This is a genomic window from Tepidiphilus baoligensis (genome assembly GCF_012911495.1).
In the GTDB taxonomy this organism is placed as follows: Bacteria; Pseudomonadota; Gammaproteobacteria; order Burkholderiales; family Rhodocyclaceae; genus Tepidiphilus; species Tepidiphilus olei.
On record NZ_JAAAUB010000017.1, the window covers coordinates 15,155 to 36,209 of the forward strand.

Consider the following 21,055-nt stretch of genomic DNA (forward strand, 5'->3'; position numbering starts at 1 on the left):
CACTCGTGCGCATCGTCGTCGTCACTTCCGGCAAAGGTGGGGTGGGCAAGACCACCACCAGCGCCGCTTTCGCCTCGGGCCTGGCGCTTCGCGGCTTCAAGACCGCAGTCATCGACTTCGACGTCGGTCTGCGCAACCTCGATCTCATCATGGGATGCGAGCGCCGCGTCGTCTACGATTTCGTCAACGTGGTCCAGGGAGAAGCCAAGCTCACCCAAGCCCTCATCAAGGACAAACACGTCGATACCCTCCACATCTTGCCCGCCTCCCAGACCAAGGACAAGGATGCCCTCACCGAAGAGGGCGTGGAAAAGGTCATCAAAGAGCTCGAAGCAATGGGCTTCGACTACGTCGTGTGCGACTCGCCCGCCGGGATCGAGCGCGGTGCCTTGATGGCGCTGCTCTTCGCCGACGAGGCCATCGTCGTCACCAATCCGGAAGTCTCCTCGGTGCGCGATTCCGACCGCATCCTCGGCATCTTGCAATCCAAGTCCCGCCGGGCGATCGAAGGGCGCGATCCGGTCAAGGAGCACCTGCTGGTGACGCGCTACAGCGCCAAGCGCGTCGAGGAAGGCGAGATGCTCTCCTACAAAGACATCCAAGAGCTGCTGCGCGTCCCGCTCCTTGGTGTCATCCCCGAGTCCGATGCCGTGCTGCACGCCTCCAACCAGGGGGTTCCGGCAATCCACCTCAAGGGCACCGACGTCGCCGAAGCCTACGCCGACGTCGTCTCCCGTTTCCTCGGAGAAGACAAGCCCCTGCGTTTCGTCTCCTACGAAAAACCCAGCCTCATCAAACGCATCTTCGGGGGTACCTGATGTCGCTGCTCACGCGCCTCTTCGGGGAAAAGAAAAAAACCGCGGCAATCGCCAAGGAGCGTTTGCAGCTCATCATCGCGCGCGAGCACGTCGACGGCAAGTCCTCGCCCGACTTCCTCCCTGCATTACAAAAAGAACTGCTCGACGTCATTTCCAAATACGTGAAGATCGCCCCCGAAGACATCAAGGTCCAGCTCGAGCGGCAAGACAACCTCGAGATCCTCGAAGTCAACATCATCCTCAACGAAACCTCCTCTTCCCGCGCCCAATAGGTTCAGCCTAGGGCGCGCATAGCCCCCTTCGGGCAAAAAACCTAGTATAATGGTCAACAAATCCACGGACTTCCGGGGGAGTGAGCCGTATGTCCACCGCTGAACTCGACGCTGCCCTCAGCCAAGCCTACGAGGCCGGCTTCGTCACCGACATCGAGACCGAGACGCTACCGCCCGGCCTCGATGAGAAGGTGATTGAATACATCTCGGCCAAGAAGAACGAACCCGATTTTCTGCGCCAATGGCGGCTCGACGCCTTCCGTCGCTGGCAGACGATGCGCGAACCGCGCTGGGCACACGTGCACTACGAGCCCATCGACTACCAAGGACTCATCTACTACGCCGCGCCCAAGCGCCGCAGCGAAACCGAGATCGATCCCAAGCTCCTCGAGACCTATGAAAAACTCGGCGTGCCGGTGCACGAGAGGGCCGCGCTCGCCGGCGTGGCGGTCGACGCCGTCTTCGACTCGGTCTCGGTGCTCACCACCTTCAAGGACAAGCTCGCCGAAGCCGGCGTCATTTTCTGCCCCATCTCGGAAGCGGTGCAAAAATATCCCGAACTCGTGCAGAAGTACCTCGGCAGCGTCGTGCCGCCGGGGGACAACTTCTTCGCCGCGCTCAATTCCGCCGTCTTCAGCGACGGCTCCTTCGTCTATGTCCCCAAGGGCGTGCGCTGTCCGCTCGAGCTCTCCACCTACTTTCGCATCAACACCGCCCGCACCGGGCAGTTCGAGCGCACGCTCATCATCGCTGACGAAGGCAGCTACGTCTCCTACCTCGAGGGCTGCACCGCGCCCATGCGCGACGAGCACCAGCTGCACGCTGCGGTGGTCGAGCTCATCGCCCTCGAAGGGGCCGAGATTCGCTACAGCACGGTACAAAACTGGTACCCCGGCGACGAAGAAGGTCGCGGCGGCGTCTACAACTTCGTCACCAAACGCGGACTGTGCGCCGGGCGCGGCGCCAAGATCTCCTGGACCCAGGTCGAGACCGGTTCAGCCATCACCTGGAAGTATCCCAGCGTGATCCTCAAGGGCGACGACAGCGTGGGCGAATTCTACTCGGTGGCGCTCACCCGCGGTCGGCAACAGGCCGACACCGGCACCAAGATGATCCACCTGGGGCGCAACACCCGCAGCACCATCGTCTCCAAGGGCATCGCTGCCGGCCACAGCCAGAACGCCTACCGGGGGCTGGTGCGCATCAACCCCGGCGCGAGCGGCGCGCGCAACTATACCCAGTGCGATTCGCTGCTCATCGGCCCCCATTGCGGCGCGCACACATTCCCCTACATCGAGAGCCGCAATCCGCGCGCCATCGTGGAACACGAAGCCAGCACCTCGCGCGTGAGCGAAGAGCAGCTCTTTTATTGCCGCCAGCGCGGCATCGACCCCGAGCGCGCCGTCGCCCTCATCGTGGGGGGGTTCTGCAAGGACGTGTTCCAGAAACTGCCGCTCGAATTCGCCGTCGAGGCCGGCAAACTCCTCGAAGTCAGTCTAGAAGGATCGGTCGGATGATGCTCACGATACGCAACCTCACCGTCGCCGTCGAAGGCCGGCGCATCCTCGATGGGCTCGATCTGGACATCGCCGCCGGCGAAGTCCATGCCCTCATGGGCCCCAACGGCGCGGGCAAGAGCACGCTCGCCAACGTGCTGGCCGGCCGCGAAGGGTACGAAGTCCTGGAAGGCGAAGCGCTCCTCGATGGCCAAGACCTGCTCACGATGGAGCCGGAAGCGCGCGCCCAGGCGGGGCTTTTTCTCTCTTTCCAGCATCCGGTGGAAATTCCCGGCGTGAGCAACCTGCAATTCCTGCGCACCGCCCTCGACTGCCTGCGCAAGGCCCGGGGCGAAGCGCCGCTCGACAGCGCCGCCTTGCTGCGCGCCGCGCGCGAAGCGGCGCAAGTGCTGGGGCTGCCGGCCGACTTCCTCAAGCGCGGCGTCAATGAAGGCTTCTCCGGCGGCGAGAAGAAACGCAACGAGATCCTGCAGATGCTGCTGCTCGAGCCGCGCTTCGTCATCCTCGACGAACCCGATTCGGGTCTGGACGTGGATGCGCTCAAGCTCGTGGCCGCCGGCGTCAATCGCCTGCGCCGCCCCGATCGCGCCTTCCTCATCATCACCCACTATCCCCGTATCCTCGAATACGTCCGTCCCGACCGGGTGCACGTGCTGCACGGCGGACGCATCGCCCGCTCGGGCGAAGCCGAGCTCGCCCATCAGATCGAAGCAGGCGGCTACGCCGCCGTGCTCGAGGGGTCGGTCGCATGAATACCGCACTCGCCGTCTGCCACCCCTGCGGCTGGGCGGAAGACGCGGCAACGCGCGCCTGGCACGAACGGCTCGCCGAGCGGTTCGCCACGCTCACGCCTCCCACGCGCAAGAACGAATTCTGGCGCTACTCGCGGCTCTCCGCCTGTTTCGCCCCCGAGCGCGCCGGCCGCGGCCTCGACTTCTCCTTCCCTGCGGCCGAGCCGCTTGCCGGCGAATGGATCCGCCTCGACCAAGGCCGGCCCGTGACCGCGCATACCCGGGCATGGCGCCTGCGTTCTTGGTCCGAACTGGACGAGGCCACCCGCGCACGCTGGCGCGAGCGGCTGGAGCCGGGCGAGGATTATTTCGCCGTGCGCAACCTGGTCGAAGCCGACGCAGTACTGCTCCTTGAGCTCGAGCAAACGACCGACGCTCCCCTGCAGATCCAGTACCGCCACGGCGCCGGATGGGTCCAGCCGCTCCTGCTCGTCGAAGTCGCCGCGGGGGCGCGTGGCGCGCTCGTAGAAACGTTCTCCTCCTTCGGCCCTTCCACGCAAAACGGCGCCGTGCATCTCTGGCTCGGCGAAGGCGCCGAACTCACGCATGGCGTCTTCACGGCCGACGAAGAGCAAGCCTTGCTGCACCGCGTTCGCGCCCGGCTCGGCGCGCGTGCCCGCCTCGACGTGCAGGCTTTCGCCGCCGCCCGCGGCTATCAACGGCTCGAATGGGACGTCGCACTGGGCGAATCCGCCACGCTGCGCCTCTCCGGCATCACCCAGGGTGAGCCAGAGGGTTCCACCGACGTCGCGCTGCGCATCCGCCATGCCGCGCCCGGCGCCACCACCGACGTGCGCTGGCGCGGCCTGGTGCCGGCCGAAGCGCACTCGGCCGTGATTGGCCGCATCCTCATCGAACCCGCCGGCCAACGCACCGACGCCGCCATGCGGCTCGATCACCTGCTCCTGGCCGACGGCGCCGCTGCCGACGTCAAGCCCGAGCTCGAGATCTACGCCGACGATGTCGCCTGCGGCCACGGCGCCACCCTCGGCCGGCTCGACGACGAAGCGCTCTTCTACCTGCGCAGCCGGGGCATTCCCGAAGTCGAAGCGCGCCGACTGCTCATCGACGCCTTCCTCGCTCCGGTCCTGCAGCGTTTCACCCTTGCAGAGGTCCTCCGCCATGTCCAATCCCGTCTCCCCCTCCCCGACGACGCCGCTGCCTGAGGCGGCCACCGTCGAGCGCTGGCGCGAAGACTTTCCCATCCTGCACCGGCGGGTCTATGGCAGGCCCCTCATCTACCTCGACAACGCCGCCACCACCCAGAAACCACGGCAGGTGATCGAGGCGCTCACCGAGTTCTACGAGAACCGCAACGCCAACGTGCACCGCGGCGCGCACGCGCTGAGCACGGAAGCCACCGACTGTTTCGAGACCGCGCGCGTCACCGTCGCCCGCTGGATCCACGCCGCGAGCGAAAAGGAAGTCCTCTGGACGCGGGGCACCACGGAAGCGATCAACCTCGTGGCCCAAGCCTGGGGCAATGCCTTCGTCAAAGAGGGCGATCTCCTCGTCGCCACCCAGATGGAGCACCACGCCAACCTCGTTCCCTGGCAGATGCTCGCCCGGCGCAGCGGTGCCGAACTCGCCCTCGTGCCAGTCCGGGACGATGGCACGCTCGATCGGGAACGCTACCGCCAGCTGCTCGAGCGGCGACCCCGACTGGTGGCGCTCGCCCACGTCTCGAATACCCTGGGCACCATCAATCCCGTGGCCGAGCTCATCGCCGAAGCCAAGGCCGTGGGGGCGACCGTGCTCATCGACGGCGCCCAGGCGGTGGGGCATTTTCCCGTGGACGTGCAAGCGCTGGGTTGCGATTTCTACGCCTTCTCCGGTCACAAAATGCTCGGTCCCACCGGCATCGGGGTGCTCTGGGGGCGTCAGGAAGTGCTCGAAGCCATGCCCCCATGGCAAGGCGGCGGCGAGATGATCGCCTGGGTCGACGAGCATGGTTTCGCACCCAACGAACTTCCCTACAAGTTCGAGGCCGGTACCCCGCCCATCGCCGAAGCCATCGCTTTGGGTGCCGCGATCGACTACCTGCGCCAATTCGATCGGGCGCAACTGGCCGCCTGGGAAACCCACCTCTACCGCAGGTTGAGGGACGGCCTGGCGGCGATCGACGGGCTGCGGCTCCTCGCCGATCTTCCGCCGGAGGGGAAAGCCCCCATCGCCTCCTTCCACGTCGCCGGCACCCACCCGGCCGACCTCGGGACCCTGCTCGACACGCAAGGCATCGCGGTGCGCGTCGGGCACCACTGCACCATGCCGCTGATCGCCCGCTATGGGCTCCCCGGCACCGTGCGCGCCTCGATCGCCTTCTACAACAACGCATCGGACATCGACCAAACCCTGTCGGCACTCTCCCGTGCCCTCGAACGTCTGGGAGCCCCAGCCCCATGAACGCCCAAACGGTCATCACCCGGCGCGACGTCTATGGTATCGTCGTCCCCTCGGGGGAACCCGTCACGATCCCCCAAGACAGCGAAGTGCGCCTGACGCAGACGCTGGGCACCAGCCTCACCGTGCTCTACGACGGGCGCCTCGTGCGCGTGGCCGGCGAGGATGCCGACGCCTTCGGGCTTGATCCTTACGCCCCTTCGCCGATTCCTACCGAAGGCGACCTGCGCGAGCGCATCCTCGAGGTGCTGCGCCAGATCTACGATCCTGAAATCCCGGTCAACATCGTCGACCTGGGCCTCATCTACCGCCTCGACATCGAAGAGAACGAAGACGGCGCCCGGGTCGAGATCGACATGACCCTCACCGCCCCCGGCTGCTCGCTCGGCCCCGTGCTCAGCGAGGAAGTCAAGCAACGCGTAGAGCAGATTCCCGAGGTAAAAGAAGCGACGGTCAACGTCGTCTTCGACCCTCCCTGGACTTCCGACCGGCTCTCCGAAACCGCACGGCTCGAACTGGGGCTGCTATGACGACGCTTGCCGAGATCGAGGAAAATTTCGCCCTTTTCGACGATTGGGACGGGCGCTACGACTACCTCATCGAACTGGGACGCACCCTGCCCTCCTTCCCGGAAACCGAACGCACCGACGCCAACCTCGTGCGCGGCTGCCAGAGCCGCGTCTGGCTCGTCTGCCGCCTCGAAAACGGCCGCTTGCACCTGGCGATCGACAGCGACGCGCTCATCGTACGCGGGCTCGCCGCCATCGTGCTTGCCGCCTACGAAGGCAAGACGCCCGAAGAAGCGCTCTCGCTCGACACCCTCGCCCTCTTCGAGCGCTTGGGGCTACTCGCCCACCTCTCCCCCACGCGCGGCAACGGCCTGCGCGCGATGATCGAACGGATTCGGGAGTGTGCCCGCGCGGCGATCGAGGCGGCCTCTCGCTCCTGAATGCGAGCGCCACCTCCTTGCCATCATCGCCTTTCGCCTGCGGTCAAGCGCGGCAGGCGGAAGACATCGTATCGAGAAGGGTATGCCGTTCGGCTCGCTCCCGTTCGGCAAAAGCGCGCTTCTGCACGATGGGCACGCCGTACTTCGCCGCAGTGATCTCGGCCAGGATCGACACCGCCATCTCCGCCGGGGAACGAGCCCCGATGAACAAACCCACGGGTCCGTGCAAGCGGTCGATCTCGTCGGCGGTGAGATCGAACAGCGCGAGCCGCTCCCGGCGTTTGGCCGAGTTGGTGCGGCTGCCGAGCGCCCCGACGTAGAACGCCGGAGATTTCAAGGCTTCGAGCAACGCCATGTCGTCGAGCTTGGGATCGTGCGTCAGGGCCACGATGGCCGTGTGTGCATCCACGGTGAGATCCAGGATCGCATCGTCCGGCATGTCGCGACGAAACGTGATCGCCGGGTTGGCAAGCCCCTCGGCGAACTCTTCGCGCGGATCGATCACCACCACTTCGTAATCGGCGGCGAGCGCCATCTCGCACACGTATTGTGACAGCTGCCCCGCTCCGATGACGATCAAACGCCAGCGCGGTCCGTAGAGCGTGCGCATCAGGCGTCCATCGAAAAAGAACGTCTCCCCTCGTGTCGCATCCCGCAGCACCGAGCGCCCCGAACACGTATCGAGTTCGCGCACCGTCAGACGTTTGGCATGGATCCTCGCTCGCAATTCCTCGAGCAATCCGACCTCCGGGGCCGGTTCGATGACGAGCCGCAATCTTCCCCCGCACGGCAGGCCGAACCGGGCAGCCTGCTCTCGGGTCACTCCATACGTGACCAATTCTGGGACGTCTTCGGCCAACAATTCCCCCGAACGAATCCGAGCGATCAGGTCGTCTTCTACACAGCCCCCGGACACAGAACCGACGACCTGGCCATCGTCGCGGATCGCCAACCACGCCCCGACCGGACGCGGCGACGATCCCCACGTCTCCACCACCGTGGCCAACACCGTCCGGCGACCAGCATGAAGCCACTCGATGGCGGCATTCAATACCGAAAGATCCGTGCTGTCCATATTGCCTTCCTCAGAAAATTTCTGGAACACCAATCACGGTAATGCTGAGCCTATCAGAAACTTCGTGCGAGGGTACAACCTCACGATGAGGGTACAGGAACCCGACCAACCCGCTCACCGTCCCAAGACGCGTGTAAGATTGCTCCCCTCGCCACGATTCTGAACGTTCGACCATGACCGATTCCACCCTGCACGAGGCCCCGTTGCGCCGCGGCCTGAAAAACCGTCACATCCAACTCATCGCCCTGGGCGGTGCCATCGGCACCGGGCTCTTCCTCGGCTCGGCCGGTGTGCTCGCCACCGCCGGACCATCGATGCTGCTCGGCTATGCCATCGGCGGCCTCATCGCCTTCCTCATCATGCGCCAGCTCGGCGAGATGATCGTCGAAGAGCCCGTGGCCGGTTCCTTCAGCCACTTCGCCCACACCTACTGGGGGCGATTCGCCGGGTTCCTCTCCGGCTGGAACTATTGGGCGCTCTACGTACTCGTGGGGATGGCCGAGCTGACGGCGATCGGCAAATACGTCCAATTCTGGTGGCCCGAAATTCCCACCTGGGTCTCCGTTCTCGCTTTCTTCCTTCTCGTCAACCTGATCAACCTCGCCAACGTGCGCGCTTTCGGCGAGGCCGAGTTCTGGTTCTCCCTCATCAAGGTGATTGCCATCGTCGGCATGATCGTGCTCGGCCTCTATCTGCTCACGAGCGGCCGGGGTGGCGAACAGGCGAGCGTCACCAATCTCTGGCACCATGGCGGATTCTTCCCCCACGGCTTTGGCAGCCTGGTCGTCACTTTGCCGATCATCATGTTCTCCTTCGGCGGGCTCGAACTCGTCGGCATCACCGCCGCCGAAGCCTCCGACCCGCGGCGCGTCATTCCCAAGGCCATCAATCAGGTGGTCTACCGCATCCTCATCTTCTACATCGGCGCGATCGCCGTGCTGCTCTCCCTCTATCCTTGGGACCAGCTGGTGGCCTCGCTCACCGCCGCCGGCGACCCCTACAGCGCCAGCCCCTTCGTGCGCATCTTCTCGCTCATCGGCAGCGACACGGCGGCGCACCTCCTCAACCTCGTCGTCCTCACGGCGGCCTTGTCGGTCTACAACAGCGGCGTCTATTGCAACAGCCGCATGCTCTACGGCCTGGCCGAACAAGGCGACGCACCCCGCGCCCTCATGAAGATCAACCGCCGCGGCGTGCCGGTCCTGGCCGTGGGGGTCTCCGCGCTCATCACCTTCTTCTGCGTGGCGGTCAACTACCTCCTGCCACAAAGCGCCCTGGAACTCTTGATGTCGCTGGTGGTAGCCGCTCTGGTGATCAACTGGACCATGATCAGCCTCACCCACCTCAAATTCCGCCGGGCACTGCGGCAACGCCACATCACCCCCGCCTTCAAGGCCTTTTGGAGCCCGCTCGCCAACTATGCCTGCCTCTCCTTCGTCGCCTTCCTGCTCTTCCTGATGCTCGACAACCCCGGCACGCGCGCTTCCGTCATCGCCCTGCCCATCTGGGTGGCCCTCATGTGGCTCTGCTACCGCCTGCGGCTGCAGCTGCAAGGGCGCGCCGTCCCCGCCTGAGAACGAACCATGGACCCATCATGAACGCTAGAAAAGAAACCCTCGTCCTCGGCATGGGATGTTTCTGGGGCGCGCAAAAGCGTATGGCCGCGCTACCCGGCGTGCTCGACACCGAAGTCGGCTACGCCGGGGGCAGCTTTCCCCATCCCACTTACGACGACGTGCTCGACTTCGAGCAGCGCCTGCGCCAAGGGCTGGTGCGCGGGCGCAACCACGCCGAAGTCGTCAAAGTCGTCTATGACCCCGAACTCGTGCTGCCGGAAGCCGTGCTCGCCTGGTTTTGGGAAAACCACGATCCCACCCAGCGTGATCGGCAAGGAAACGACATCGGCAGCAACTACCGCAGCGCGATCTACACCACCACGCCGGAACAAAGAGACGCGGCGCTCGCCACGCGCGACGCCTATCAACGGGCGCTCTCGGCCGCTGGTTACGGAGAAATCGTCACCGAAATCGCCCCGCTTGCCTCCTACACCCCGGCCGAGGAATACCATCAGCACTACCTGCTGAAGAACCCGAACGGATACTGCGGTCTGGGAGGCACGGGCGTACGCATGCCGCATTCCTTTTGGCGCACGCTCGCCGAGCGCCATTTGCCGCCGCTCGCGCGCTGGATCGCCTGCGAGCAAGGCACGGAACGCCCCTTCACCGGCCCCTACCTCGACGAGCGGCGCCCCGGCGTCTATGTCGATCGCCTGAGCAATGCCCCGCTTTTCCGCTCGGAAGCGAAGTTCGACAGCCCCTGCGGCTGGCCAAGCTTCTATGAAGCGATTCCCGGCGCGGTGACGCTACACGAAGACCGCTCGCACGGCATGATCCGCACCGAAGTGCGCAGCGCGAGCACCGGCATTCACCTGGGGCACGTCTTCGACGACGGCCCGCCGCCCACGGGCCTGCGCTACTGCATCAACGGCGAAGTCTTGCGCTTCATTCCCGACCCGCATCCTTGATCGCCCCTCGCGGCAAAACGCCCAGAGTACGCCATGGCCAAAAAACGCACCTCTACCAACAACGGCGCGAGCCTCGGCTTCGAGGCCGAACTCTTCAAAGCCGCCGACAAACTGCGCGGCAACATGGAGCCTTCCGATTACAAGCACGTCGTGCTGGGTCTCGTCTTCCTCAAATACATCTCGGATGCGTTCGAAGCCAAACATCGGGCGCTCCTCGCCGACGACCCGCTGGCCGCCGAAGACCGCGACGAGTATCTGGCCGACAACATCTTCTGGGTGCCCCCAGCGGCGCGCTGGTCGCATCTGCAGGCCAACGCCCGCCATCCCTCCATCGGCGTGCTCATCGATGACGCCATGCGCGCCCTCGAGAAAGAAAACGAGTCCCTGAAAGGGGTTCTACCCAAAGACTACGCCCGCCCGGCGCTCAACAAAGTGATGCTGGGCGAGCTCATCGACCTCTTCTCCAACCTCGGCCTGGGCGAGGAAGCCAACCGCGCCAAAGACGTGCTCGGGCGCGTGTACGAATACTTCCTCGGCCAGTTCGCCGGCGCCGAGGGCAAACGCGGCGGCGAATTTTACACACCGCGCTCGGTGGTCCGCGTACTGGTGGAAATGCTCGAACCCTACCACGGACGCGTCTACGACCCCTGCTGCGGCAGCGGCGGCATGTTCGTGCAGTCGGAAAAGTTCGTCGAAGAGCACGGCGGGCGCATCGGCGACATCGCTATCTACGGTCAGGAGAGCAACTACACTACCTGGCGCCTGTGCAAAATGAACCTTGCCGTACGCGGCATCGACGCCGACATCCGCTGGAACAACGAAGGAAGTTTTCACAAGGACGAATTCCCCGACCTGCGCTTCGACTACATTCTCGCCAACCCACCCTTCAACGTCTCCGACTGGGGCGGCGAGCGCCTGCGCGACGACCCGCGCTGGGTGTTCGGCATCCCGCCCGCGGGCAACGCCAACTTCGCCTGGCTGCAGCACATCTACTGGCACTTGGCGCCGTCCGGCACCGCTGGCGTGGTGCTGGCCAACGGTTCGATGAGCTCCAATCAATCCGGCGAAGGCGACATCCGCCGCGCCATGATCGAAGCCGACGTCGTCGACTGCATGGTCGCGCTTCCCGGCCAGCTCTTCTACTCCACCCAGATTCCCGCCTGCCTGTGGTTCCTCGCCCGCAACAAAAATCCCGGCAAAGGGCTGCGCGACCGGCGCGGCCAAGTGCTCTTCATCGACGCGCGCAAGATGGGCGTGCTGGTCGACCGCACCCGGCGTGAGCTCACCGACGAAGAAATCCAGAAGATCGCCCGCACCTACCACGCCTGGCGCGGCGAAGCGGACGCGGGCGACTACGCCGACGAACCCGGTTTCTGCAAATCGGCCACGCTGGAAGAAATCCGCAAGCACGGCCACGTCCTCACCCCCGGCCGCTACGTCGGCGCCGCCGCCCAGGACGACGATGGCGAACCATTCGCCGAGAAAATGGTGCGCCTCTCGGCCCAATGGCGCGCGCAGCGCGAAGAAGCAGCGCGGCTGGATGCGGCGATCGAGCGTAATCTGCGTGAGCTGGGGTTTTGAACGCTGCGTTGAACATGGCAGTCCTCCCGTGGCTGCAGCGAGGAGAGTGAGATGACACCCGATGAACTCGTTCGGATGATCGCCGCGGGCGAAACCCTGGCGGTCGAGTTCAAGGGCGAGGAACGGACACCGCTCAACGATCGCGACCTCGTGAAAGCCGTCGTGTGCCTGGCCAACCGCAGTGGACATGAACCGGGATACCTGTTGATCGGCGTCGAAGACGATGGACGTATCACCGGTGCACGCCCGCGACACGGCGACACCACCGACCGCAACAAGCTGGCTGCCCTGATCGCCAACCAGACCCGCCCTTCGGTAGCGGTGCGGGTTGAGTCGGTCGAACTCGATGGCCGCTTTGTACTCGTGATTGAAATTCCACCGCAGCAGCACCCCATAGCCAGCGCGGACGGCGTCTTTTTACGCCGAACAACAGGCGGTGACGGTAAACCCGCCTGCATGCCGATGGATGCCCATGACGTGCAGTCCCTGCAAGCCGGTCGAGGGTTGCTGGATCCCTCGGCGCAGATCATCGCTGAAGCCCGTTGGCAGGACCTCGACCCGTTGGAGTTCGAGCGCTTCCGCCGCAGCGTACGTGAGCGGCGCGGCCGCAGTGACGAAAGCCTGCTCGACCTTCCGGATCTGGACCTTGCCAAGGCACTCGGCGTAGTCGAAGCCAACGGCAGCGTGCGCGGCGTGCGTCTGGCCGCTCTGCTGCTCTTTGGCAAGGAAGACGCCCTGCGCCGTTTTGTGCCAGCCCACAAGGCGGCCTTTCAGGTGCTGCGCGGACTCGACGTGGAGGTCAACGACTTCTTCCGCTGGCCGCTGCTGAGGATCATGGAGGAAATCGAGGCTCGCATCCGTGCCCGCAACCGCGAGCAGGAGCTGATGGTCGGCCTGCTGCGCGTAGGCGTGCCGGATTACCCCGAGCGTGCCCTGCGCGAGGCGGTAGCCAACGCCCTCATCCACCGCGACTATCTGCGCCTGGGGGCGGTGCATTTCCAATGGCACCCGGACCGGATCGAAATCAGCAACCCCGGCGGCTTTCCCGAAGGCGTGCGCCTCGACAACCTGCTCGTCACCGCCCCTCGCCCAAGGAACCCTCTGCTCGCCGATGCATTCAAGCGCGCCGGCATCGTCGAACGCACCGCGCGCGGCATCGATACCATCTTCTACGAGCAGTTGCGCAACGGTCGCCCGGCGCCGTCTTACGCACGCAGCGATGCGACTGGGGTCACCCTCGTCATCCCCGGCGGCGAGGCCAATCTCGATTTCGTGCGTCTGATCGTCACGGAAGGTCAAAGCGGACGTGTCTTGGGTTTAGACGAGCTGCTGATCCTCAACGCCTTGTGGCAGGAGCGCAGCCTCACGACCGGTGATGCCGCACACCTGCTGCAGAAATCCGAAGCGCAAACCCGCTCCACCTTGCACACTCTGGTGGAAGCGGGCCTCGTCGAAGAGCGCGGACAGAAGAAAGACCGCACCTGGCATCTGGCCGCCGCCGTCTATAGGCTGCTGGGCGACAAAGCAGGCTACGTCCGGCAGCGCGGATTCGAGCCGTTGCAGCAGGAGCAAATGGTGTTGCAATACGTGGAAAAACACGGGCGGATCACACGCCGAGAAGTCGCGGAGCTATGCCGCATCGGCCCCTACCAGGCCACACGGCTGCTGTCCCGGCTCGTGGACGAGGGCCGCCTGGTGCGCCATGGTGCGCGCAAGGGTGCCTGGTATGAGCGGGGACAAAAGATATGAGCGCGCTCATAAGTTTTGGAGAGCCGCTCATATTTATGAGCGATTCCCATAAAAATGCACGCGTGCATTCGCTTTCGCGGTACTCGTATTGCTCACAGGGCTGTTGTCAACAAATGGAACTGTCCGGTTTCGTAGCACATATTGTCCGCTACAGGGTTTTGAAAATGTGCTATTTTCACGGGTCGATTCATGTAAAAATAGCCTAGTGCCTCATTTTCACTCGTGAAAACAGCCAAACCCAGGAGCAGCCCGTGCAACGCGGAATTACTGGAATATACACCGCCACCGCCGTGGCGGGCGAGACGGTGCGCGCTTTCGTGCCGGCGCCCCTGCCGCCGACACCCGCCATCGAGCTGACCGGTGCGCGCCAGCGCCTGCTCGAACGTGCGCTGCTCGCCTGCGGACGGCTGGATGCCATCACCGCGCTGCTGCCCGAGCCCGATCTTTTCCTCTACGCCTACGTGCGACGCGAGGCCGTGCTCTCCAGCCAGATCGAAGGCACGCAGTCCTCGCTGTCCGATCTTTTGATGTTCGAGCTCGACCAGGCGCCCGGCGTACCTTTCGACGACGTCACCGAAGTCTCCAACTACGTCGCCGCGCTGGAACACGGCCTGGCGCGCCTGCGCGAAGGCTTTCCGCTGTGCAACCGGCTGCTGCGCGAAATCCACGCCCGGCTGCTGGCGAGCGGCCGCGGCGCGCAAAAGCAACCCGGCGAATTTCGCACCAGCCAGAACTGGCTCGGCGGCACCCGGCCGGGCAACGCCCAGTTCGTGCCACCGCCGCCGCAAGACGTCGAACCCTGCATGAGCGCGCTGGAGCGCTATCTGCACGCGCCAGACGCCCCGGGGGCGCTCGTCAAGGCCGCGCTCGCCCACGTGCAGTTCGAAACCATTCACCCGTTTCTGGATGGCAACGGGCGCGTCGGGCGGCTCCTCATCGCCCTGATCCTGCATCACGACGGCGTGCTGCGCCAGCCGCTCTTGTACCTCTCGCTCTACTTCAAACAGCACCGCGCCGAGTACTACCGCCAGCTCGACGCCGTGCGCCACACCGGCGACTGGGAATCCTGGCTGGATTTCTTCCTCGAAGGCGTCGAACAAACCGCCACCGGCGCGGTCGATACCGCGCACCGCCTGCTCGCGCTGTTTCAGCAAGACGCCGTGCGCGTGCGCACGCTGGGGCGCAGCGCCGCCAATGCGCTACACCTGTTCGACGCCCTGCGCCGCCGCCCCGTGGCCACCATCGGCGTGCTCGCCCAGCAAACCGGCGTCAGCTTCGCCACCGCCGCCCGGCACGTGGAGGCACTGGCGCAACTCGGCATCCTGCGCGAACTCACCCAGAAAAGCCGCGAGCGGGTGTTTGCCTATCAGCGGTATCTGGACATTCTGAATGAAGGGGCGCAGGCGTGAGTGGCGGACGAAGGCGGGATTTGCGGGGCGAGGCGTGCGGGCTGGGTGCAGCGGATGCCGGTGGTTGGAAGGAGATTGGGTATGCCAGGTGAGTGGCAAACTGCTCGCATAGAAGAAGTGGCCGAACGGGTGGCCATGGGGCCGTTCGGTTCTTCCATTAAGGTCGAAACCTTCGTTTCGGAAGGCGTTCCGGTCATCAGCGGCCAGCATCTGCACGGCTCACGCGTTGACGACAAGCCGGGTTTCAACTTCATCACCCAGGAGCACGCGGAGAAATTACGGAATGCGAATGTCCAGCGGGGTGATGTGATTTTTACCCATCGGGGAACTATTGGACAAGTTTCCTACATACCAAGCACATCGGCTTATGTATGCTATGTAATTTCACAGAGCCAATTCTTCTTGCGCCCGGACAAAAACAAGGTGCTGCCGGAATTTCTTGTTGCTTACTTCCGTTCGCCTGAAGGGCAGCACAAACTACTTGCTAACACATCGCAGGTCGGTGTGCCTTCGATTGCGCAGCCAGTAACTTATCTGCGCTCGCTCGAAATTCCGTTGCCGCCGCTCCCCGAACAACGCGCCATCGCCCACATCCTCGGCACGCTGGACGACAAGATCGAAAACCTGCGCAAGCAGAACGAAACGCTGGAAGCGATGGCGCGGGCCTTGTTCAAGGCGTGGTTCGTGGATTTCGAACCAGTGCGCGCAAAAATCGAAGGCCGCTGGCAGCGTGGCGAGTCGCTCCCCGGCCTGCCCGCGCACCTCTACGACCTCTTCCCCGACCGGCTCGTCGAATCGGAGTTGGGGGAAATTCCGGAGGGGTGGGAGATGCGTCCGTTGGACGCGATCGCCAACTACCTCAACGGTCTTGCTTTACAGAAATTTCCGCCCGAAAGCGAAGATGAATTTCTGCCGGTGATCAAGATTGCACAACTTCGCGCCGGCAACACGATTGGAGCCGACAAGGCCACCACTCGAATCAAGCCCGAGTACATCGTTAATGACGGAGATGTTCTATTCTCATGGTCGGGTTCGCTTGAAGTCGAGGTATGGAACGGCGGGCGCGGTGCGTTGAATCAACACTTGTTCAAAGTGACCTCTGATGTGGTTCCGAAATGGTTTTACTTCTTCGCAATCCGACATCACTTGCAGAATTTCCGTGCGATTGCCGCTGACAAAGCAACGACCATGGGGCACATTCAACGTAAACATCTGACAAGCGCCAAGATCGCTGTTTCATCGCCGGAAAGCATGAAAAAATTTGACATCGTGATTTCACCTCTATTCAATCAATTAGTCGAAAACGCGCAGCAATCCCGCACCCTCGCTCAACTCCGCGACACCCTGCTGCCCAAGCTCATCTCCGGCGAGTTGCGGGTGAAGGATGCCGAAGCCTTTTTGGAGCGCGCCGGGGTATGAGCCAGCACGATGTGCATGTCGTGGAACCCGCCGCACCCATGATCCATTTCGGGAAGGAAAATCCCATGCAGTCTGCCGCCCAAGTCATCATCTACGACGGCGCCGAGGCGCGGGTCGAAGTGCGGCTGGACCGCGAGACGGTTTGGCTCACGCAAGAGCAGATGGCCGCGCTGTTTGGGCGTGAACGCTCGGTCATCACCAAGCACGTCCGCAATGTGTTCGCCGAAGGCGAGCTGGCGCGCGAGGCAGTGTGTGCAAAATTTGCACATACTGCCGCTGACGGTAAAACCTACCAGGTCGAATACTACAACCTCGACGTCATCATTTCGGTCGGCTACCGCGTCAAATCGCAGCAAGGCACGCGCTTTCGCCAATGGGCTACCGGCGTGCTGCGCGAGCACCTGACGCGCGGTTTTTCACTCGACCGCGAGCGCTTCGAGCGCAACGCCGCGGAACTCGAAGCCGCGCTGCACCTGGTGAAAAAGGCCGCCGCAGGCGAGGCGCTCACGCTCGACGAGGGGCGCGGACTGGTGGACGTGATCGCCCGCTATACGCAGACCTTCCTGTGGCTGCAACGCTACGACGAAGGGCTGCTCACCGCCCCGCCGGGAAGTCCCGGCGGCGTGCTGCCTTCGCTGGAAGAAGCCCGCGCGGCCATTGCACGCTTGAAAGCCGACCTGATGGCGCGCGGCGAAGCGTCTGACCTGTTCGGCCGCGAGCGGGAAGACGCCTTCGCCGCCATCCTGGGCAATCTGGAGCAAACGGTGTTCGGCGAGCCGGCCTACCCGACCATCGAGACCAAGGCCGCGCACCTGCTGTATTTCGTCATCAAAAATCACCCGTTTGCAGACGGCAACAAGCGCACCGGGGCGTTTTTGTTCGTGGATTTCCTCGCGCGCAACGGCCGCCTGCTGCGCGGCGGCGAGCCCGTCATCAACGACGTGGGACTCGCCGCGCTGGCGCTGCTGGTGGCGGAGTCGGACGCCAAAAACAAGGACGTGATGATCCGCCTGATCGAAAACATGCTGGCTCAACCCGCTGGCGGGGAGATTTGAGTGGTCTATTTGCCCGAATCCGCCCTCGAGGAGGCGCTGCTGGATCACTCCGTGCGCTCGGCTACGCGATCGAGCGCGAGGAGGACATCGGCCCGGACGGACGCCGTCCCGAGCGGGCAAGCCATGGCGAGGTGCTCCTCGAGCGACGGCTGACGGCGGCGATCGAGCGCCTCAATCCTACCTTGCCGGATTCCGCGCGCAGAGAGGCGATCCGGCGCGTGACGCACGCCGAGCTGCCGAATCTTCTGGAAGAGAACCGGCGGCTGCATCGTCTGCTGACCGAAGGCGTGGATGTGGAGTACGACGCCGACGACGGCGCGCTCACTGCGGCCAAGGTGCGCTTGATCGACTTCGATGACCCGGCCAACAACGACTGGCTAGCGGTGAGCCAGTTCGTGGTGATCAACGGGCAGACCCAGCGGCGGCCGGACGTGGTGGTGTTCGTCAACGGCCTGCCGCTGGTGGTGATCGAGCTGAAAGCGCCGGGCAGCGCCCAGGCGAGCGTGGCGGGCGCATTCAACCAGTTGCAGACCTACAAGCAGGACATTCCTCAGTTGTTCCACACCAACGCGCTCCTGATCGCCTCCGACGGCCTCACGGCGCGGGTGGGGTCGCTGTCGGCCGACTTCGAGCGCTTCATGCCCTGGCGCACCACCGACGGCACGCGCATCGCGCCCAAGGGCACGCCGGAGCTCGCCACCCTCATCGAGGGCGTGCTCACGCCGCGCCGGCTGCTCGATCTGGTGCGCGACTTTACGGTGTTCGGGCAAACGCCCGCGGGGCTCGTCAAGATCCTCGCCGGCTACCATCAATTCCATGCAGTGAAGAAGGCGGTGGAGCAGACCCTGCGCGCCATGCCCCCGCCCCATGTTGCCCAGGAAGACCCGGCGGAATACGGGCTGCCGTCGGTGAGAGCGCAACGCGCCGGCGATCGACGGGTGGGCGTGATCTGGCACACCCAGGGCTCGGGCAAGAGCCTGCTGATGGCTTTCTACGCCGGGCAACTCGTCAAACACCCCGCCCTGGAAAACCCCACGCTCGTGGTCATCACCGACCGCAACGACCTGGACGACCAGCTCTTCGCCACCTTCTCGATGTGCCGTGACCTGATCCGGCAGACACCGATCCAGGCCGAGAGCCGCGAAGACCTACAAAAGGTCTTGAACCGGGCCTCTGGCGGCGTGATCTTCACCACCCTGCAAAAGTTTGGCGAGATCGCGGAGCCGCTCACCACGCGCCGCAACGTGGTCGTCATCGCGGATGAAGCGCACCGCAGTCAGTACGGATTCAAGGCCAAGGTGGATGCCCAAACGGGCGAAGTCTCCTACGGCTTCGCCAAATACCTGCGCGACGCGCTGCCCAATGCCTCCTTCATCGGCTTCACCGGCACACCCATCGAGGCCACCGACGTGAACACCCCGGCGGTGTTCGGCCACTACATCGACATCTACGACATCAGCCGCGCGGTGGAAGACGGCGCCACGGTGCCGATCTACTACGAATCGCGCCTGGCACGCATCGAACTGGACGAGGACGAGAAGCCCAAGATCGACGCCGAGATCGAAGAGATCCTGGAAGACGAGGAAGAGAGCGTCCGCGAACGGACCAAGCAGAAATGGGCCACCGTCGAGGCCCTGGTAGGGGCAGACAAGCGCTTGCGCCAAGTAGCCAGGGACATCGTCGAACACTTCGAAAACCGCGTGGCGGCGCTCGAAGGCAAGGCGATGATCGTGGGCATGAGTCGGCGCATCTGCGTCAAGCTCTACGACGAAATCGTCAAGCTGCGCCCCGACTGGCATAGCGACGACGACGCCCAGGGCGCCATCAAGATCGTGATGACGGGTTCGGCGGCCGATCCACCCCAATGGCAGAAGCACATCGGCAACAAGGCGCGGCGCGATCTGCTCGCCAAGCGGATCAAGGACCCAGCCGATCCGCTCAAGCTGGTGATCGTGCGCGACATGTGGCTGACCGGCTTCGATGCGCCCTGCCTGCACACCCTGTACCTCGACAAGCCCATGCGTGGCCACGGCCTGATGCAGGCCATCGCCCGCGTGAACCGGGTGTTTCGCGACAAGCCGGCCGGGTTGATCGTGGATTACATCGGCATCGCGCAGAACCTGAAGGCGGCGCTCGCCCAATACTCGCCACGTGACCGCGAGCAAACCGGCATCAACGAGGCCAAGGCCATCGCCGCCCTGCAGGAAAACTACGAAGTCGTGCGCGACATGTTCTTCGGGCTGGACTACCGCCCAGCCTTGAATGCCTCGCCGCAAGCGCGCTTGGGCGTGTTGGCCGAAGCCATCGAATGGATCCTCGCCAAGCAGCAGCAATGGGCGGCGCAAGAAACCACCGCCGAAGGCAAGAAGGCCGCGCACCGGCGCTTTGCCGACGCGGTGCTCGCCCTCTCGAAAGCCTTTGCGCTGGCATCCAGCTCGGACGAAGCACGTGCCATCCGCGAAGAAGTGGGGTTCTTTCAGGCCGTGCGGGCTGCGCTCGTCAAATCGGACAGCGCGTCCAGTTCCTCAGCCCAAGAGCGGGCGCTTGCCATCCAGCAGATCGTCAGCCGCGCGGTGGTATCCACCGAGATCGTAGATATTTTGCGTGCCGCAGGGCTCAAGAGCCCAGACATCTCCATCCTCTCCGACGAGTTCCTGGCCGAAGTGCAGCAGCTGGAGAAGAAGAACCTGGCGCTGGAGGCGCTGCGCAAACTCATCGACGACGGGATTCGCGCCCGCTCCAAAGCCAACGTCGTGCAGACCCGCGCATTCTCCGAACGGCTGGAGGCGGCGGTCGCCCGCTACCACGCCAACGCCATCACCACCGCCGGGGTACTACAGGAGCTGATCGAACTCGCCCGCGACATCCGCGCTGCCCGGCAGAGAGGCGAGGAATCGGGACTGTCGGACGAGGAAGTGGCCTTCTACGACGCGCTCGCCGAAAACGAATCCGCAGTGCAGGTGATGGGCGACGAGAAGCTGCGCGTGATCGCCCACGAGCTGCTGGTGAGCCTGCGCAACAACGTCTCGGTGGACTGGACGCACCGTGAATCCGCGCGCGCCCGGGTGCGGGTGCTGGTCAAGCGCATCCTGAGACGATACGGCTATCCGCCCGATTTGCAAGATTCCGCCGTACGGACGGTACTCGCGCAGGCCGAAGCGCTGTCGTCGGTATGGAGCGTCGTGTGAGGTGAATCGGGGGAGGGGCTTGGTGGACCGGAGGAGGATCGAACTCCCGACCTTCGCATTGCGAACGCGACGCTCTCCCAGCTGAGCTACCGGCCCATGGTCTTGCACGACGGTACAACCCACCTTGGTGGTGGGCGGTAGTGGGATCGAACCACTGACCCCTGCCGTGTGAAGGCAGTGCTCTACCGCTGAGCTAACCGCCCGTCGTGTGCAGAGTTCATTATGATACGGGCTCGTTTATTGGGCGTCAACCCCCCGGTGTCGTCCTGTGTAGCGAACAAATAAACTGTCCGGACTTGTAGCACGAG

Annotated in this window: 16 protein-coding genes, 2 tRNA genes and 1 pseudogene; 16 read left to right on the top strand and 3 right to left on the bottom strand. The window is 64.2% G+C overall.

The annotated features are described in order from the left end of the window. Nucleotides 1–5: 5 nt before the first annotated feature. From minD to GV368_RS09795, 8 genes are all read left to right on the top strand, one after another. Entirely contained in the window at nucleotides 6–818 is an 813-nt protein-coding gene (minD, locus tag GV368_RS09760; RefSeq protein ID WP_142804823.1) for a septum site-determining protein MinD, read from the top strand. Further along, nucleotides 818–1,090 (top strand): cell division topological specificity factor MinE, encoded by a 273-nt coding sequence (minE, locus tag GV368_RS09765; protein WP_142808843.1) that lies wholly within the window; start codon nucleotides 818–820, stop codon nucleotides 1,088–1,090. Before minD ends, minE begins: the two co-directional genes overlap by 1 nt. Nucleotides 1,091–1,179: 89 nt before the next feature. After that, nucleotides 1,180–2,607 carry a Fe-S cluster assembly protein SufB gene (gene sufB, locus GV368_RS09770; protein ID WP_142808841.1) on the top strand — a complete coding sequence of 476 codons (1,428 nt, stop codon included), beginning with the start codon at nucleotides 1,180–1,182 and terminating at the stop codon, nucleotides 2,605–2,607. After that, on the top strand, nucleotides 2,607–3,359 hold the full coding sequence (sufC, locus tag GV368_RS09775; RefSeq protein ID WP_142804840.1) for a Fe-S cluster assembly ATPase SufC: 753 nt from the start codon (nucleotides 2,607–2,609) through the stop codon (nucleotides 3,357–3,359). Before sufB ends, sufC begins: the two co-directional genes overlap by 1 nt. Next, on the top strand, nucleotides 3,356–4,564 hold the full coding sequence (locus tag GV368_RS09780) for a SufD family Fe-S cluster assembly protein (RefSeq protein WP_142804826.1): 1,209 nt from the start codon (nucleotides 3,356–3,358) through the stop codon (nucleotides 4,562–4,564). Before sufC ends, GV368_RS09780 begins: the two co-directional genes overlap by 4 nt. Further along, entirely contained in the window at nucleotides 4,521–5,801 is a 1,281-nt protein-coding gene (locus tag GV368_RS09785) for an aminotransferase class V-fold PLP-dependent enzyme (protein ID WP_169116392.1), read from the top strand. Before GV368_RS09780 ends, GV368_RS09785 begins: the two co-directional genes overlap by 44 nt. Further along, on the top strand, nucleotides 5,798–6,328 hold the full coding sequence (sufT, locus tag GV368_RS09790; RefSeq protein WP_142808835.1) for a putative Fe-S cluster assembly protein SufT: 531 nt from the start codon (nucleotides 5,798–5,800) through the stop codon (nucleotides 6,326–6,328). The genes GV368_RS09785 and sufT overlap by 4 nt, the downstream gene beginning before the upstream one ends. Beyond that, nucleotides 6,325–6,747 (top strand): SufE family protein, encoded by a 423-nt coding sequence (locus GV368_RS09795; protein WP_142808833.1) that lies wholly within the window; start codon nucleotides 6,325–6,327, stop codon nucleotides 6,745–6,747. The genes sufT and GV368_RS09795 overlap by 4 nt, the downstream gene beginning before the upstream one ends. A gap of 43 nt (nucleotides 6,748–6,790) precedes the next feature. On the opposite strand, the gene GV368_RS09800 is transcribed toward GV368_RS09795, so the two are convergent. Then, entirely contained in the window at nucleotides 6,791–7,822 is a 1,032-nt protein-coding gene (locus GV368_RS09800) for an XdhC family protein (protein ID WP_169116393.1), read from the bottom strand. Between the two features lie 173 nt (nucleotides 7,823–7,995). On the opposite strand from GV368_RS09800, the gene GV368_RS09805 reads away from it, so the two are divergent. From GV368_RS09805 to GV368_RS09840, 8 genes and pseudogenes are all read left to right on the top strand, one after another. Next, nucleotides 7,996–9,396, top strand: a complete 1,401-nt coding sequence (locus tag GV368_RS09805) for an amino acid permease (protein WP_169116394.1) — start codon at nucleotides 7,996–7,998, stop codon at nucleotides 9,394–9,396. A gap of 20 nt (nucleotides 9,397–9,416) precedes the next feature. Next, complete coding sequence (gene msrA / locus GV368_RS09810; protein ID WP_169116395.1) at nucleotides 9,417–10,346, top strand: peptide-methionine (S)-S-oxide reductase MsrA; 930 nt, start codon at nucleotides 9,417–9,419, stop codon at nucleotides 10,344–10,346. 33 nt (nucleotides 10,347–10,379) lie between these two features. Beyond that, nucleotides 10,380–11,927 carry a class I SAM-dependent DNA methyltransferase gene (locus GV368_RS09815; RefSeq protein WP_169116396.1) on the top strand — a complete coding sequence of 516 codons (1,548 nt, stop codon included), beginning with the start codon at nucleotides 10,380–10,382 and terminating at the stop codon, nucleotides 11,925–11,927. A gap of 51 nt (nucleotides 11,928–11,978) precedes the next feature. Further along, nucleotides 11,979–13,676 carry an RNA-binding domain-containing protein gene (locus GV368_RS09820; RefSeq protein ID WP_169116397.1) on the top strand — a complete coding sequence of 566 codons (1,698 nt, stop codon included), beginning with the start codon at nucleotides 11,979–11,981 and terminating at the stop codon, nucleotides 13,674–13,676. 251 nt (nucleotides 13,677–13,927) lie between these two features. Beyond that, complete coding sequence (locus GV368_RS09825) at nucleotides 13,928–15,085, top strand: Fic family protein (protein ID WP_169116398.1); 1,158 nt, start codon at nucleotides 13,928–13,930, stop codon at nucleotides 15,083–15,085. A gap of 81 nt (nucleotides 15,086–15,166) precedes the next feature. Then, nucleotides 15,167–16,504 carry a restriction endonuclease subunit S gene (locus GV368_RS09830; protein WP_169116400.1) on the top strand — a complete coding sequence of 446 codons (1,338 nt, stop codon included), beginning with the start codon at nucleotides 15,167–15,169 and terminating at the stop codon, nucleotides 16,502–16,504. Between the two features lie 65 nt (nucleotides 16,505–16,569). Beyond that, nucleotides 16,570–17,559 carry a RhuM family protein gene (gene rhuM / locus GV368_RS09835; RefSeq protein ID WP_169116399.1) on the top strand — a complete coding sequence of 330 codons (990 nt, stop codon included), beginning with the start codon at nucleotides 16,570–16,572 and terminating at the stop codon, nucleotides 17,557–17,559. Continuing rightward, nucleotides 17,560–20,747 (top strand): annotated as a pseudogene (locus GV368_RS09840) (type I restriction endonuclease subunit R). Nucleotides 20,748–20,767: 20 nt separating this feature from the next. Here GV368_RS09840 and GV368_RS09845 read toward each other — a convergent pair. Continuing rightward, nucleotides 20,768–20,843 (bottom strand) — tRNA-Ala (locus GV368_RS09845). Between the two features lie 32 nt (nucleotides 20,844–20,875). Then, nucleotides 20,876–20,950 (bottom strand) — tRNA-Val (locus GV368_RS09850). Nucleotides 20,951–21,055 lie beyond the last annotated feature (105 nt).